16 protein-coding genes are annotated in these 14,299 nt (G+C 60.4%); 4 read left to right on the top strand and 12 right to left on the bottom strand.

Annotation, left to right across the window (positions count from 1 at the left end; all coding sequences use genetic code 11):
- Nucleotides 1-150 precede the first annotated feature (150 nt).
- From TRP66_RS09370 to TRP66_RS09360, 3 genes are all read left to right on the top strand, one after another.
- A complete protein-coding gene (locus TRP66_RS09370) occupies nt 151-828 on the top strand; it encodes a TPM domain-containing protein (protein ID WP_333401746.1) in 678 nt (225 codons plus the stop codon).
- Nucleotides 829-852: 24 nt separating this feature from the next.
- Nucleotides 853-1,470: a TPM domain-containing protein gene (locus TRP66_RS09365; RefSeq protein ID WP_333401357.1), complete on the top strand. Its 618-nt coding sequence runs from the start codon at nt 853-855 to the stop codon at nt 1,468-1,470.
- A 120-nt stretch (nt 1,471-1,590) separates the two neighbouring features.
- Nucleotides 1,591-2,811, top strand: coding sequence for a class I SAM-dependent methyltransferase (locus TRP66_RS09360; RefSeq protein ID WP_333401356.1), 1,221 nt, complete (start codon nt 1,591-1,593; stop codon nt 2,809-2,811).
- A gap of 125 nt (nt 2,812-2,936) precedes the next feature.
- Here the strand turns inward: TRP66_RS09360 and TRP66_RS09355 are convergent, their stop codons facing one another.
- From TRP66_RS09355 to TRP66_RS09300, 12 genes are all read right to left on the bottom strand, one after another.
- Nucleotides 2,937-4,895, bottom strand: coding sequence for a response regulator (locus TRP66_RS09355; protein ID WP_333401355.1), 1,959 nt, complete (start codon nt 4,893-4,895; stop codon nt 2,937-2,939).
- Nucleotides 4,885-5,775, bottom strand: coding sequence for a sensor histidine kinase (locus TRP66_RS09350; protein ID WP_333401354.1), 891 nt, complete (start codon nt 5,773-5,775; stop codon nt 4,885-4,887). The genes TRP66_RS09355 and TRP66_RS09350 overlap by 11 nt, the downstream gene beginning before the upstream one ends.
- Nucleotides 5,768-6,778 carry an ATP-binding protein gene (locus TRP66_RS09345; RefSeq protein WP_333401745.1) on the bottom strand — a complete coding sequence of 337 codons (1,011 nt, stop codon included), beginning with the start codon at nt 6,776-6,778 and terminating at the stop codon, nt 5,768-5,770. The genes TRP66_RS09350 and TRP66_RS09345 overlap by 8 nt, the downstream gene beginning before the upstream one ends.
- Complete coding sequence (locus tag TRP66_RS09340; RefSeq protein ID WP_333401353.1) at nt 6,775-7,179, bottom strand: anti-sigma regulatory factor; 405 nt, start codon at nt 7,177-7,179, stop codon at nt 6,775-6,777. The genes TRP66_RS09345 and TRP66_RS09340 overlap by 4 nt, the downstream gene beginning before the upstream one ends.
- Nucleotides 7,176-7,538 carry an STAS domain-containing protein gene (locus tag TRP66_RS09335; RefSeq protein ID WP_333401352.1) on the bottom strand — a complete coding sequence of 121 codons (363 nt, stop codon included), beginning with the start codon at nt 7,536-7,538 and terminating at the stop codon, nt 7,176-7,178. The genes TRP66_RS09340 and TRP66_RS09335 overlap by 4 nt, the downstream gene beginning before the upstream one ends.
- A gap of 4 nt (nt 7,539-7,542) precedes the next feature.
- The gene (locus TRP66_RS09330) at nt 7,543-8,397 is read right to left on the bottom strand and encodes an STAS domain-containing protein (RefSeq protein WP_333401351.1); all 855 of its coding nucleotides are present in this window, start codon (nt 8,395-8,397) and stop codon (nt 7,543-7,545) included.
- Nucleotides 8,398-8,659: 262 nt separating this feature from the next.
- Nucleotides 8,660-8,983, bottom strand: coding sequence for a helix-turn-helix domain-containing protein (locus tag TRP66_RS09325; RefSeq protein WP_333401350.1), 324 nt, complete (start codon nt 8,981-8,983; stop codon nt 8,660-8,662).
- 249 nt (nt 8,984-9,232) lie between these two features.
- Entirely contained in the window at nt 9,233-9,601 is a 369-nt protein-coding gene (locus TRP66_RS09320; protein WP_333401349.1) for a histone-like nucleoid-structuring protein, MvaT/MvaU family, read from the bottom strand.
- Nucleotides 9,602-10,133: 532 nt separating this feature from the next.
- A complete protein-coding gene (locus TRP66_RS09315; protein ID WP_333401348.1) occupies nt 10,134-10,463 on the bottom strand; it encodes a hypothetical protein in 330 nt (109 codons plus the stop codon).
- Nucleotides 10,464-10,569: 106 nt separating this feature from the next.
- Entirely contained in the window at nt 10,570-11,433 is an 864-nt protein-coding gene (locus TRP66_RS09310; protein WP_333401347.1) for an alpha/beta hydrolase, read from the bottom strand.
- A complete protein-coding gene (locus TRP66_RS09305) occupies nt 11,433-13,733 on the bottom strand; it encodes an autotransporter family protein (protein WP_333401346.1) in 2,301 nt (766 codons plus the stop codon). The genes TRP66_RS09310 and TRP66_RS09305 overlap by 1 nt, the downstream gene beginning before the upstream one ends.
- 62 nt (nt 13,734-13,795) lie before the next feature.
- Nucleotides 13,796-14,020: a hypothetical protein gene (locus tag TRP66_RS09300; RefSeq protein ID WP_333401345.1), complete on the bottom strand. Its 225-nt coding sequence runs from the start codon at nt 14,018-14,020 to the stop codon at nt 13,796-13,798.
- A gap of 12 nt (nt 14,021-14,032) precedes the next feature.
- Here TRP66_RS09300 and TRP66_RS09295 point away from each other — a divergent pair.
- A partial coding sequence (locus TRP66_RS09295; protein ID WP_333401344.1) for a transposase occupies nt 14,033-14,299 on the top strand: 267 nt, incomplete at its 3' end.

The raw sequence follows: 14,299 nt of genomic DNA, 5'->3' as shown, positions 1-14,299 counted from the left end.
GAAGCGGCGTTGTCAGACCGATACTCGGTGTTGGCGTCGGATTATGCCGGGGAACGACCGATTTGGCTAAGTGTGTCGAAACGGGTGATTCAGTCAGGTAGTGGAGGTTGGGTTTTGAAGTGTGTGTTGCGGCTGATCTTGCCGATCCTGATGCTGCTCGGCGTCGCGGCGAACGCGAAGGCCGAGGCGCCGGCACTGGTGTTTCCGCCCATGACCGGGAACGTGGTGGACGCCGCGCAAATACTCGACAGTCAGACCGCCATGCGTCTGGCCCGCTTGCTGCGCGCTCATGAGCAGGTGACCGGCGAGCGGGTCGTGGTTGTCACCCTGGGCGATCTGCAGGGCGCGAGCATCGAAGAATTCGGCGCCCGCCTGGGCGATGCCTGGAAGCTGGGGCAGGGGGGCAAGCAGGACAGTGCGCTGTTGCTCGTCGATCGCGACAAACGCAAGGTGCTGATCGAAGTCGGTCCGGCGCTGGCAGCCCGGCTGACCGACGCCCAGGCGTCGCTGATCATCAATGTGCTCATCGCGCCGGACTTCGAGGACAACCGCTTCTCGTCAGGCATCGAGCGTGGTGCCCAGGCGATGCTGGTGGCGCTCGGTGGACATATACCCAATTACCCCGAACCTGGCCCGGACTCGGATGACTATCAGCCCGCGCCCGAGGCGGAAAAAGCCTGGCGGGTGGCGCTGGTGCTGGTGCTGGTGATCGGGATGATCGTCGCGGTCAGTGTCAGGCGCGGCGCGCCCTGCGGTGCCGCGCTGCGAGGCAGGAGCGGCGCTGAACCCAACCGTTTTGGCGGAGGCGGCGCATCGGGCAACTGGTGAGCGTGGTCGAATTACGAGGAAACGATGGCCTTACTCAATAAAGAAGAACAACGACAGGTGGCTGAAGCCATAGATCGAGTCGAGCAACGCACCGATGCCGAGCTGGTGACGGTTCTGGCGACCCGCGCCGACGACTACGCCTACATGCCGCTGATCTGGGCCGGCATCATCGGATTGCTGGTACCCGGCATCGTCAACTACTGCCTCGAATGGCTGGATGCCAACGAGCTGTTGCTGGCGCAGATGGTGACGTTTATCGGCGTCGCGCTGCTGTGCCGGATCCCGCCGGTGAACACCTGGCTGGTGCCCGCGTCGGTGCGGCGCTGGCGGGCGGGCAATTTGGCACGCCGGCAGTTTCTCGAACAGAACCTGCACAAGGCCCAGGATGGCACCGGTATTCTGGTCTTCGTCAGCGAGGCGGAGCGCTATGTCGAGATTCTGGTGGACCATGGAATTGCCAGCCGTCTGCATGACGACACCTGGAAAGCCATGATCGATGTCTTTACCCAGCACGTCCGCGACGGCCAGGCGCTTCAGGGTTTCCTGGGCTGTATCCATGCCTGCGGTGAACTGTTGGCCGATCATGTGCCTGTCACCCAGAGCCGGGGTGAATTTCCGAACCGGCTGGTGGTGCTGGGGTAGGGGACGGGATCTGACAGCGCCCGGGCGCTGGCAAATAAATATGCCTGGGCAACCGTACCGGGCGTAAAATGCCGCCCTGTTTTTTTCGCGTTCTCGTCAGGAGCGCCTGAGGCGATACAGATGTCCGACACTACCAATACCCTTTCTCCCGCCGCTGTTGCCCACCGCGCCGAATTTCTCGACCTGCTGGAAACCAGTCTTTCCCAGGACGCCCTCGTCAAGCTGGTGCTGGCCAGACACGTCGGCGAAGAAACGGAGTTGCAGCGCGTCATCATCAAGCCGCTGCTGGTCAAGGCACAGCCGAGCCTGTCGTTCGTCTACCGCTACAAGACACGCGATATCACCAAAAACCTGCCACGCACCGAAGCGCTGGCCCGCATTGCCGAGCTGGTCCCGACGTCGTTCAAGAACGCTCATTTGCTGACCCTGACCGATGAGGTGCAGCTGGAGTTTTCCAAGAAGAACAAGACGGCGCTGTTCCGCAACAAGACCCAGAGCACGCGCGATGTTCCCGCGAGCGGCCATGACCGGGACAAGAAACGCTATCTGGAGCTGAGCAGGCCGTTCCTGACCGATCTGGGCGTGACCAACAGACAGCACGAACTGATCCCGGCCATGTCTCGCAAGTGGAAGCAGATCAACAAATTCATCGAGGTGTTCTCCCATGCGCTGACGGCTTCGCCGCTGTCGCTCGATCAACCGATCCGGGTAGCGGACTTCGGCTCGGGCAAGGGCTACCTGACGTTCGCGATCCACGATTACTTGCGCAACACCTTGCAGGCCGAAGGCCAGGTGACCGGCGTCGAGTTGCGCGAAGACATGGTGACGCTCTGCAACGCCGCCGCAGCGCGGCTCGATCACCCGGGGCTGGTTTTCCAGCACGGCGACGTGCGAACCGTTGCGCCCCGCGAACTGGACGTCATGATCGCGCTGCACGCTTGCGACATCGCGACCGATTACGCCATTCACATGGGGATCCGTTCAGGCGCCTCGATCATCATGTGTTCGCCGTGCTGTCACAAGGAAGTCCGCCAGCAGATCCAGAGCCCTGGCCTGCTACGGCCCATGCTGCAATACGGCCTGCACATGGGGCAGCAGGCCGAGATGGTCACCGACAGTCTGCGCGCGTTGTTGCTGGAAGCGTGCGGCTACGAGACCAAGGTGTTCGAATTCATCTCGCTGGAACACACCAACAAGAACAAGATGATCCTGGCGGTCAAGCGCGCCCGGCCGGCGGATAGCGCCCAACTGCTGGCACGGATTCAGGAGCTCAAGGCGTTCTACGGGATCGCCGAGCAGTGTCTGGAAAAACTGCTGCTGGAAGACCGGTTGCTCGATTGAGGCGGCGTCAATCGCCAGCAAGCTGGCTCCTACAGGCGCCTGTAGGAGCCAGCTTGCTGGCGATGAACGATAACGCGGATGGATGACCTGCGCCGCATCGCGGCAGATCGCGGCTAACGCCGCTCCTACGGGTCGACGTGGGGCTGGGGATGCAGCATCTTGCGGGCTTTCTCCAGCAGTTCGGCCAGCTTGAACGGCTTGATGATCATGTCCATGCCGTCGCCGAGGAAGCTGCGCCGGTTGACGGCATTTTCGGTGTAGCCGGTCATGAGCAGCACCGGCAGTTCCGGGCGCAGTTGCCGCGCGCGGTCAGCCAGCTCCCGACCGCTCATCCCCGGCAGCCCTACGTCGGACAGCAGCAGGTCCACCGAGCGGTCATCGCCCAGGATCGTCAGCGCGCTCTGGACATCCGGGGCGAGGCTGCAGCGGTAACCGTTTTCGATCAGCAATTCGTGAACGAACATCCTTACCGAGGCCGTGTCCTCGACGATCAAAATATGTTCCCCACCGCCGGGCAGCAGTGTCGCCACAGGCTCGACGACCTCCGGGACGACGTCGATGCGCGCCGGGATCATCAAAGTCACTTCGGTACCGTGGCCCACCACGCTGCGTATCTGTATGTCGCCTCCGGACTGACGGGCGAAGCCATAGATGGACGACAGGCCCAGCCCGGTGCCCTCGCCAAGCGGTTTGGTCGTGAAGAACGGATCGAACACTTTGTTGATGACGCTGTGCTCGATCCCCACGCCATCGTCCTTGACCGAAATCACGATGTAGGGGCCATCGGCGAGCTTGGGATCCCCTTTGGAATGCGCGGCGAATGTCTCGACCCGGATGGTGCCGCCTTCGGGCAGGGCGTCGCGGGCGTTGATCACAAGATTCAGGACCGCGCTTTCCAGCTGGCTCGGATCGACCATGGCGACGGATGCGGTGGACGTCAGGTCCATCTCCAGCATGATGCGTTTGCCAATGGTGCGGCGCAGCAGATCGTCCAGCGAAGCGATGTGTCGGTTGATATCGATCGGCCGCGCGTCCAGGGGCTGTTGCCGGGCAAACGCCAGCAGACGCTGAGTCAGTGCCGCGGCACTCAGGGCCGAAGCCAGAGCGCCTTCGGTATAGCGCAGCACCTTGTCCGGCTTGTTGTCCAGCGTGCGCTTCCTGATCAGTTCCAGTCCGGTGATGATCCCGGTCAGCATGTTGTTGAAGTCGTGCGCGATGCCGCCGGTCAGCTTGCCGATGGCATCCATCTTCTGTGCCTGCAACAGACGTTCTTCGGTCTTGGCGCGCTCGGCCACCTCGAACGCCAGTTTGGAGTTGACGTTGTTGAGCTGGTGGATGTGCGAACGCTCGCGCTGGCGATGCTCGGTCACGTCTTCGACGAACACCAGGCTCATCAACGGGGTCCGGTAGGGGGAGATCCGCCATTCGGTATCCCGGGTCTGACCGCGAACAGACATGCCCACGCTGCCTTTCCAGCGTTCGCCGGCGCGCAGGGCCGCGGCAAGCTCTTCGATGACCTCATCCTGATCGTCGGCCAGCGAGCCGAGCAGGGTGCCTCGCGAATCGGTAGGGCCAATCAGCTGGGCAAAGGCGTGGTTGCACTCATGAACCTTGAAGTCCACGTCGACCACGGCGATGGGCGCCGACACGTTGGCGAAGATTTCCCCGAAACGCGCTTCGCTGTCACGCAATGCATATTCGGTGTCGCGCACGCGCAGCAGTGTTCTGATCGTCGCCAGCAGTACGTCGGGATCGACCGGGTGGACCAGATAGGCGTCGGCCCCCGCTTCAAGGCCGGTGACGATATCGGCGCTCTGCATGGAAGCCGCCGAGACATGGACAACCGGCAACAAGGCAGTCAGCGGGTCGGAGCGCAGCAGGCGAACGATATCGAAGCCGCTCATGTCCGGAAGGTTCACATCCAGAATCAGTGCGTCCGGCACCCCGGCGGCGATCATTTCCAGGCCGTCGGTGCCGTTGCCGGCTTCGCTGACCACAAAGCCATGTCGCTCCATGCGGCGCCTCAAGGCGTAACGTGTGGCGTCATTGTCGTCGACGATCAGCAAGCGCAATTCACGCGTCATCGCGGGACTCCCCGGCGATGGCCAATGGAATGATCACATAGAAGGTGGAGCCGACGCCCGGTGTGCTGTCCACGCCCACGCGTCCTCCCAGCAGCTCAGCGAAACGCTTGCACAACGACAACCCGAGGCCGGTCCCGCGCAAGCGTTTTTGCAGCGGCGAGTCGATCTGGGAGAAATCCTCGAACAATTCGTCGTGCATGGTTTCGGGGATACCGACGCCGGTGTCGTGGACCGCAAAGCGCACTTCCTCGGCGTTTTCCAGCGTCGCCGAGACCCGCACTTCGCCGCGCAGGGTGAACTTGAGCGCGTTGGAGATGAAGTTGCGCAGAATCTGCGCGAGCTTCTTGTCGTCGGTGAACAGCCGGGGGAGGCCGGCGGGCGCCTCGAAAATCAGGTCGACCGAGGACATGTTGACGATGGGCCTGAACATGCCCCGCAGCGCGGCGAACAGGTCGAACATGTCGAACCAGGCCGGCGAAATGGTGATGCGGCCGGCTTCGATCTTGGCCAGGTCGAGCAAGTCGTCGACCATGTCGGACAGCTCGCGCGCCGCACCGCTGACGAACGCGACCTGACGATGCTGCTCCGGACTCAGCGGCCCATCGATCTCGTCTTTCAACAGGCTGGCAATGCTCAGGATCGAACCCAGGGGCGTCCTGAACTCATGGCTCATGTAGGAGAGGAACCGGCTTTTAAGGTCCGAAGCCTGACGCAGTGCGCTGGCCTGGTTGTCCAGCTCCGAATACAACGCCAGCACACCCTGATTGGTCTCGTCGAGTTCAGCCCGCAGAGCCGCGGTTTCCTGACGCAGACGTTCCACTTCAAGGGCCAGATCCTGCTGCTCCTGATCGTGTGGAGAGGGAGCGGACGAATCAAGCATCGATAGCCTCCAGGGCAATGACCAGAACGGTTACGTCGTCTCGACCACGACAGAAATCGCGGTGCAACAGGGCTGCGATGATCGCCGGGTGACGATACGCCAGCCCCGGGTAATCCCGCAGATTCCAGCGCGACTGCAGGCCATCGCTGTACATCACCAATAGATTTCCACAAGCATTCTGGTGTTCAAAGGCCTGGACCTTGCGGTATTGCAGCCCGACGATCCCTGCATGCGACGCCAGGCCGTGGCTTTTATCGTTGCCGATGACCGTCGCACCGATATTGCCGATGCCGACGAACCGCAGCGCATTGCGGTGTGAATCGAATTGCGCAACGGCCGCGGCGCCACCGCGCGTCCCTCTCATGGCCTGATGCAGGTGCTCCATGACGGACGTGCCCGGGTCGAACGGAGCAGAGGCGAATGCCGCTTCCCCGGCGCGTGCTGCCTGTTCGGCTTCGGTGCCATGTCCCAGCCCGTCGACGATCAGCGCGCTGATCTGGCTGTTTTGCACCACTAATGACCAGACATCTCCGCAGGCGGGATCGTTCAACAGCGAGTGCTGGCTAACGCCGAACCTGAGATCCCGGGCGCGCGAGCCCCGTGGGTAGAAGCGCGTCAGGATCACCGAACCCTTGGCGTCGGTATACAGGTCGAAGACATCGGCCTGCCGGGAAATGGAGCCGAGGCCGATGCCTTGAGTGCCGCCTGTGGAGAATCCGTCCGGCATGCAGCGCTGCTCGTCGAAGCCCGGCCCGCGGTCCAGGGCAATGATTTCGATGCCTTTGATCGCGCCGCTGGGCATGAGCCTGAGGTGCAGCTCGCCATGCCCGGCATGCTTGAGCAGGTTGCTGGCGAGTTCGGTCGCGGCCAGGGCGACCCGGCCAGCATCCGTCGGATCGAAGCCCTCGCTCTCGGCCATTTGCTGGGCAGTACGTCTGGCATGCCCGACCTGGCTGACATCTTCGACGGGCAAGACCAGAGTTGCGGTGCCGCTGAGGTTCATGTCCATCGGGTTATGGTGATTCTCGTGCCGGCGCCGGGGGCAGTGTCCAGTTCAAACTCATCCACCAGTCGCTTGGCGCCGGTCAGACCCAGTCCCATGCCGTTGCCGGATGTCCAGCCATCGGTCATCGCCAGCTGGATGTCGGGTATGCCAGGGCCTTCGTCGCGAAAGGTGATGCGCAAGCCCGTGCGCACGCCTTCGTCGATGATCTCCCAGTCCATCGAACCGCCGCCGCCGTACACCATGGTGTTACGCGCCAGTTCGCTGACCGCGGTGACCATCTTGGTCAGATCCACCAGACGCATGCCGCATTCCTGAGCCAGCTTGCGTGCCGTCTGGCGCGCCAGAACGACATCCTGTTCGATCAGGACCGGCTGCGAACCCGCGCTGCGTATGCTCATTGAGCACCTGCCCGCTCTTGCAGAAGCTTCATGCCGCGCTCGACGTTCAGTGCCGTGCTCACGCCCGGCAGCGTCATGCCCAGCTCGACCAGCGTGATCGCAACCGCCGGCTGCATGCCGACCAGGACCGTCTGCGCGTCCATGATGCGCGACAGGCCGGAGATGGTGCCGATCATGCGGCCGACAAATGAATCGACGATATCGAGCGCCGAAATATCGATGAGCACGCCTTTGGCGGACGTTGCGCTGATGCGTTCGGCCAGATCGTCTTGCAGGGTCAGGGCGAGCTGGTCGTGCATGTCCACCTGAATGGTCACCAGCAGAAACGGCCCCATCTGCAGAATCGGGATTCTTTCCATCGGCTTACACCGCAGCCTTGGTCACGGTCGTGCCCAGACGGCGCAAGGCAAGCGCCAGCGCATCGGCCAGGTTCGACTTGGTCACCACGCCTTGCAGGTCCAGTCCCAGATGGACGATGGTCTGGGCGATTTGCGGACGTACGCCGCTGATGATGCAATCGGCACCCATCAGGCGGATGGCCGTGACAGTCTTGAGCAGATGCTGCGCGACCAGGGTATCGACGGTCGGCACGCCGGTAATGTCGATGATCGCGATTTCCGAGCCGGTGTCGACGATACGCTGCAACAGCGATTCCATGACCATCTGGGTGCGCTGTGAGTCCAGTGTGCCGATCATGGGCAGGGCGAGCACGCCTTCCCAGAGCTTGACCACCGGCGTCGACAGTTCGAGCAATTCTTCCTGCTGGCGCTTGATGACCGCTTCGCGGGATTTCTGGTAGGTGCGCATGGTGTGCATGCCCAGGGTGTCCAGCAGCTCGGAAGTCTCAAGCAGCTGTTCTGCAAGCAGGGCCGGGCTGTCGGCATATTCTTCCTGCAATACGCCAAACAGAGGACCTTTGAGCGTAAAGATGAAAGCTACGGTCTGGTGCGAATCCTGGCCGGCCAGTGCGCGGCTCGCCGAGAGCTTCTCGAGAAAATGGCGAATCTCGTCCCAGTCGCTGCCTGCCAGCGACTGAGCGCTCTCGCGTTCAGATGTCGAAACGAGAAGACTGAGAAACTCCTTTGTCTGAGCCTTGACGTCTTCCTCGCGCAGGTTGCGCATGGCTCCGCTTGCCTCCAGGCTGGCGAGCCAACTGGATACGAGTCCGGCTTGAGACGTCTTGATCGCTTGGACGGTACGCTGTATCAGGCTTGCCATGCTTCAAACTCCTTGAATTTCAATGAGGTCGGTCTGGCGTAAGGATAAGGATCTACAGGATCAATAGCGCCTTGCCAGCAATGCGGAGGAGTGTCTACCTTTTGCGCCGAATTGCAAGCTGACGACCAGAGGATTTCGGATCTCAGACTACTGTCAGGGGCTGGCAGACGATATCCAGCATTTTTCGGTCGCAGTTAGGTGGGGGTTTCACGCAAAAGTTGCATGCAATCCCGCATGAGACGAGGACGCGCCGACGGCGTGTTCAGTCGCAGTCGGCAAGAGAAGTGGAAAGCTGGCCCAGCGCGCTGCGGTCTTCCTTGGGCAGGGAGCGGTACTGCTGGACGATCCGGGCCTCTTCGGGGGTAAGGCTGGCTTCCGGAGTTGGCGTGCGGGTCCCGAGCAGTACATAGAGAATATCGACGCCGCTGGCAGCGATGCCGATCAGGTAACCCGCCTTTGGCTGGCGCTCGCCCGCTTCGTAGTGGGCCTGAGCGTTGGTCGCGATACCCCCGAGCGTGGCGAACTCCTGCTGCGTCAAGCCGAGTTTTTTGCGCTCTTCCCGTAACCGTTCGCCCACATGTTTCACAGGCACATCTCCGCTGTTGTGGTCAGACCCTATGTTTCAGTAGAGCAGAGCAGGGAAGAACATGCTCGCAACCCGTCGTCAAAATGTACTCAAAAGGGTTTTTTTCACGTTTTAGTGTATGTTTTTGGATAGCAATACGGTCAGGCTTGTCAGCTGGACGTGTTAAGGCGCCGGCGCGGATTCAGCCGTGAAAGACAGGCTCGGTGCAGGTTGTGCAGCGCCAACGCTCGCTGGCGCTTGTACGCTTTATCAAGCCACCCAGCTTTCCACAGTCTCGGCACCGTATTCGGCTTTCCACTGCTTGAGCGTCTTGTGGTTACCGCCTTTGGTTTCCACGACTTCGCCCGAGTGAGGGTTCTTGTAGAGTTTGACGCTGCGAGGCTTGCGACTGGCCTTGACCGGGGCAGCCGGTGCCTTGCCCGGGCGCGACGACAATTGCGGATCAAGGATCGAAATAATGTCCTTGAGGCTTTTGTTGTATTCACCCAACAATTCACGAAGTTTGCTTTCGAACTCGATTTCCTGCTCAAGCGCCTTGTCGCCTTTCATGGCTTCCAGCGCCTGAAGCTGTTCAGCAAGGTGGCGCTCAAGTTGACGGTATTCAGCCAGTTTGGACATGATTTGTTACTCCGATTCGAACATCGTTTTCATACCACGATGGTGCGCCCATGCGTGCGTATGGCAAGAGTGGATAAACCGGTCTGAGACCCGGTGAATTTCATATCTGTAAACTTGGGCCTGGCCGAGCGACTGCTAGTTGCCGCAGGCACCGATTCTGCATGGCAGCGCGCGGTAAGCCCTGTTATCGGGCCTGCCGCTGACGGGCGCCTGATGCCGGCGGCTGATACGCAGAACGCCCCATAGCATTGCACAGGCTATCGCCAACCAGGCGGCGATCATACTGAAGATTGTCATTGCAAGGCTCATACATACCTCCATTGCGTTGTCTTCTTCGTGCTCTCCCATTAACTGACCGCCGCCTTTTGCAGGGATTCCAATTAATTCTGATCGAGAGGCTCAAGCGTGTGCGACTTCGCATAAATATCGGTTAAAACAAAATTTTCACAAGTTGGACTTGGCAGCCGGTCTGCAGTCATCTTTGGGCACTTTGCCTAGTGGTTTGAACGTGCCCCGAAGAGACCCTGAACAGTTACGGCTCCTCTGCCGCAGCTTCAAGTTCGGCGTACCACTGCGCGTAAGGCGTGTTGGCAACCTTGTGTCGATTGAAGTCCGGGCTGCCGTCAGTCCACCAGACCGGACCGCGCTCGCCGAGCGCGACCTTGGCGGTCTGTGCCTGTGCACGGGCCGATTTCAGTCTGGCCGCGTCCGCCGACTTCTTCGCTTCCTTGACTCCACGTCTTGCGTCCATCAGCTCCTTGACCAGCCGTTGCCGCTCCGGCTCTTCCAGCGCAGGGTTGGTGCAGCGCCAGAGCTGGCCTTTGACAACGAAATAGCGACCGTCGGGAGTAGTGGGATACATGGGCTCGACTCTGGCTGCACAAGGCGGATGGATAACCAGTGAGAGCGTCATGCCGTGCGGAAAATTCAGATCCGGAGCCAAGTCAGTCAAACGCATTACAGAGTGTTCAGCCGCTGGGGATACACGCCGCGTTATCCAGACCGGACTCGCGCCAGCGACTCCAGACCTTCTCCCAGCCTTGCTCATGACTCACACCTTCAACCACTATCACCCGATTGCACGCGTCATTTCCCGACCGCCTGTAGTATTCCTGCGTCAGCGCGGTCGGAACGACTTTATCGAGGCTTCCGGAAAAGTGCCGCTGGGGTAAGCCTGTCAGGCGAAGCCGGTAATCCAGAGGGTCAAGTGAACCCGCAAGGGGCGACAGGTTCTGGACGCGCGCCCACAGTCGAGGGCTCAGGTTGCCTGCAAGTGTTTGAATCTGTGCCACGTCGTCACGCTGCGCAGCCAGCAGAAGCGCCAAGGCACCGCCGCCGGAATAGCCGATCAACTCGAATGACTGATTGCGGTAGCGTTGTTTCAAAAGGTCCAGTGCCGTGCTGAGGCTGGTAACCACTTCTTGCGAGAAACGTTTGTCTGTCCAGAGTGCTGTCGCGCAGGCGGGGGCAGTGACGAACTGACACGGTCGCGCGAGATAGATATTGGGAGCCGGGTCCTCGATCGCCAGGCGTGGCACCAGCAGTTTGCGTGGGCTGGGGTCGAGGCTGGGTTGGGTGGCCGTCGCCCAGGCATGGCCGTCTCCCTCCAGGTACACCCGCAAACGGTCCGCATGCCGGACGTTGCCAGGCAGCAGGGCGGCCAGCGCGAACGGCTGGCCTGGCAGGATTTGCAGTTGGCGACCATGTGCGTCAGCCAGTTGTTGCAGCATCTGGCGCGGCGACTGGCAGCCAGCGACAAGAGCGCTGATCAGCAGCGCTGCCAGTGGCCCAAAGCAAACGCCCCAGCGAGGGCCGGGGCGCAATTTTCTCATCAGAAGTCGTAGCGTACTTTGGCGGAGAACACGTCGGCATCGAAGCCAGATTTGCCGATGTAATCGTAATTGACGCCCAAGGTCACTGCGCCCAGCTTGTAGTCAGCGCCTATGCCCGCTTCGAAACTGTCGCGCACCGCTTTCGCACCGTTGGTTACGAATGGCGTGCTGCCGAGCAGAAAGGTGGACGTGCTCCTGGCCTCGTCAGCCGCAAAATCGTGATAGGCCATCAGTCTGGCTTGCGGCTCGAACGAACCTGCGCCAAGCATGAAGCGGCCTGCCACGCTCATGCCTGCACCCAGCTCGATAACTTCGTAACGCTGGTCCTCGACCTTCAACGCAGCCGACGAGTTTTTCTCACGGTAGCCGTCAATGTTCACCTGGCTGTAGCGAGCAGCAAGACGCGGCTCGACCAGCAGTTGCGGGGTGATACGGTAAGTGTAACCACCCACGAGGTTCAGACCCAGCAGGTCGCTGTCATAGTCTGACTTGGCGCGCGTGCCGGCGATATTGCGTTTGCCCTGGTTGTCGTTGAGACCGTAAGTCAGGCTGGCGTCGAGGAAGTAGTTACCCAACTCGAAACCGCTGTACAGGGTGAAGGCATGGCTATCGACTTGAGTCTTGTTACCGGTTTTGCCGTTTACGTCGGTGTTGACGAAGCTGTATGCCAGGCCAAGGGTCAGGTTTTCATTGAGTTTGCCGTCCGCACCCACTGCTATCCCGTGGCTGTAGGCGTTGTAGCCCGCCACGTTGTCGCGCCGACCTTGAGTGGCGTCGCTGTACAGCGACTGGACCCACACACCTGCTTCTTCAAAAGCCTCGCCCGAAGATGCACCGCGTATCGAACTGGTGCGACTGCCGGTGACGCCGCTGATCAGGTTCTGGCTGGTGGTCGCGGCACGCGTAGCGCCGCCGTTGATGTCCGGTGTCATTTGCGAAGCCAGACTCGCAACTTGAGCCTCATCGGCATTGAGCAACGCCTTTTTGAAGGGATCGCTGTCGCTCAGCTTGCCGATGATGCTGTCATCGACAAAGTGGGTCAGCGTTTTCCCATTGTTGGCCGAACCGCCATGGTCGGTCACGATCTGGGTAACTTCCTCCCTGGCTTTACCGGTTACCACGGCGACGACTTGATTGCCGGTGACGGTGTAACTGTCGACCTTGAGCAGCGCTGATGTGCTGACGACATCCAGCTTGCCATCCGGATCGATTTCTTCGCCGTCTCGGGTCAACAGCTCGATGTTGCCCGCTTCGATCAGTTTGTAGGTAGTGCCACTGGCGCTGAAATCTTCGCCTTTGGCTGCCAGTTTTACCTGGGCGCCCTGCGTGAATTGAGTGGTTCCAGTGACTTTCAGTACCGCGGTATTGACGTCGGTGGCATTGCTGAGATTCAACGCCAGTGCAGAATTGCCAGCGACGTACAGGTTGCCGTCGATGCTGGTGTGCGGGGCTTCAAGCGTAAAAGTGGTCGCCAGATGGTCACTGACGCTGCCTACGTCGATCCAGCCGTCGTCTTTCAGACGAATGTTGTAACCGTTGGCGCCGGCGCCGGTCGCAGTGAAGGACGTATCGCCTTCTAGTTCGATGTTGCTCAGGTCTATCAGGTTGCCGACAACGACACTGCCTTTGCGCAGAATCAGCTCGACCGGGCGGTTGCTCTCGGACGCGTCGATAGCTTTGTCAGCAGAAATGATGGAGCCGCTGTTGAACAGGTTGAGGGCGCCTCTTTCCAGAAACCACGGCTGAGCGCCCGGAACATCGAAGCGCGTATTGCCAATGGAGATGGCAGTGCCTTGAGCGCGGATAGTCCCGTCGTTGGTCAGATGTACGCCGTTGCCGGTGAAGCTGGCACCGTCGATTCGTACGCCTTCGGCTTGTTCGCCGGTCGCAACGATGGTGCCCTGATTGTCAAAATATCCAAGAGTCGCAGAAGCGCCTGCGTTGCTGGTCGTCAGATCGATGGCCGTTGCGCCTGCGCCCGTCACCTCGACTTGGCCGCGATTGATCAGGCCATTCAAGATCCTGCCGCCCTCCACACTGACGCCTTTTGCTCCTTCACCGCTTGTGCGGGTGATCGCGGCATTCAGAATCAGATCCCTGTCGATAGTCGAGTCAGTGAGCGTGATGATCTTTTGCAAGCCGGCACCGCTGTAACCTCCGGAAATATCGAGGTTGCCAGTATGCGATTGACCTGCGCTGTTGAATCCTGCACTGGTCAGAAGGGAGGTTTCGGCAAATGTGGGCAACGCCCAGACAGACACCGAGAGGGCGAGAAGCGTCTTGTGTATTACAGGGATCACAGTTCATTCCTTAAACAACTTGTCAGCAAACTTCCGTGCTTGGGAGAACCTGGCTGCAACAGTCAGTAGCGGAGATCGCGCAGCACGGCGCGCAATGATACCAAAAAGCCATCTTTGCGGGAGTGGCGGCTGTCGGTCGGATGGGCGAAGGAGAATGGATACTGCTGAATCTGCCATTGGCCGATATGGACATCTTGCTGAGGGATAACGGATGCCGACAGAAACGGACAGGAGGAATGTGCTGGTTTAATGGTTCCGGACACCTCAATAGGGGAAACTACACCCACTGAGGAGTCTCCATGAGCAAGAAGAACAGAAGCTTTGATGTCAGCTTTAAGCTGGAAGTCGCCAAGATGGTCAAGGATCAAGGCATGAGCGTCAGCCAGGTCTGTCGTGATCTGAACCTCGGCGATACCGCAGTGCGCCGCTGGGTTCAGCGGTACGAATCAGAACAGCTGGGTGGTGCCGGGATCGGCAAGCCGCTGACGGCCGAGCAGCAACGTATTCGTGAGCTTGAGCAGCAAGTTCGCGACCTGAAAATGGACAACGACATCCTAAAAAAGGCT

Origin of the sequence: Pseudomonas sp. JDS28PS106, assembly GCF_036706555.1 — a bacterium.
Taxonomy (GTDB): domain Bacteria; phylum Pseudomonadota; class Gammaproteobacteria; order Pseudomonadales; family Pseudomonadaceae; genus Aquipseudomonas.
This window is presented reverse-complemented; position numbering and strand designations above follow the sequence as displayed.

Coding starts and splice junctions, on each gene's coding strand:
- TRP66_RS09370 (WP_333401746.1), top strand. CDS start 151: ATGCTGCTCGGCGTCGCGGCGAACGCGAAGGCCGAGGCGCCGGCACTG.
- TRP66_RS09365 (WP_333401357.1), top strand. CDS start 853: ATGGCCTTACTCAATAAAGAAGAACAACGACAGGTGGCTGAAGCCATA.
- TRP66_RS09360 (WP_333401356.1), top strand. CDS start 1,591: ATGTCCGACACTACCAATACCCTTTCTCCCGCCGCTGTTGCCCACCGC.
- TRP66_RS09355 (WP_333401355.1), bottom strand. CDS start 4,895: ATGACGCGTGAATTGCGCTTGCTGATCGTCGACGACAATGACGCCACA.
- TRP66_RS09350 (WP_333401354.1), bottom strand. CDS start 5,775: ATGCTTGATTCGTCCGCTCCCTCTCCACACGATCAGGAGCAGCAGGAT.
- TRP66_RS09345 (WP_333401745.1), bottom strand. CDS start 6,778: ATGAACCTCAGCGGCACCGCAACTCTGGTCTTGCCCGTCGAAGATGTC.
- TRP66_RS09340 (WP_333401353.1), bottom strand. CDS start 7,179: ATGAGCATACGCAGCGCGGGTTCGCAGCCGGTCCTGATCGAACAGGAT.
- TRP66_RS09335 (WP_333401352.1), bottom strand. CDS start 7,538: ATGGAAAGAATCCCGATTCTGCAGATGGGGCCGTTTCTGCTGGTGACC.
- TRP66_RS09330 (WP_333401351.1), bottom strand. CDS start 8,397: ATGGCAAGCCTGATACAGCGTACCGTCCAAGCGATCAAGACGTCTCAA.
- TRP66_RS09320 (WP_333401349.1), bottom strand. CDS start 9,601: ATGTCCAAACTGGCTGAATACCGTCAACTTGAGCGCCACCTTGCTGAA.
- TRP66_RS09315 (WP_333401348.1), bottom strand. CDS start 10,463: ATGTATCCCACTACTCCCGACGGTCGCTATTTCGTTGTCAAAGGCCAG.
- TRP66_RS09310 (WP_333401347.1), bottom strand. CDS start 11,433: ATGAGAAAATTGCGCCCCGGCCCTCGCTGGGGCGTTTGCTTTGGGCCA.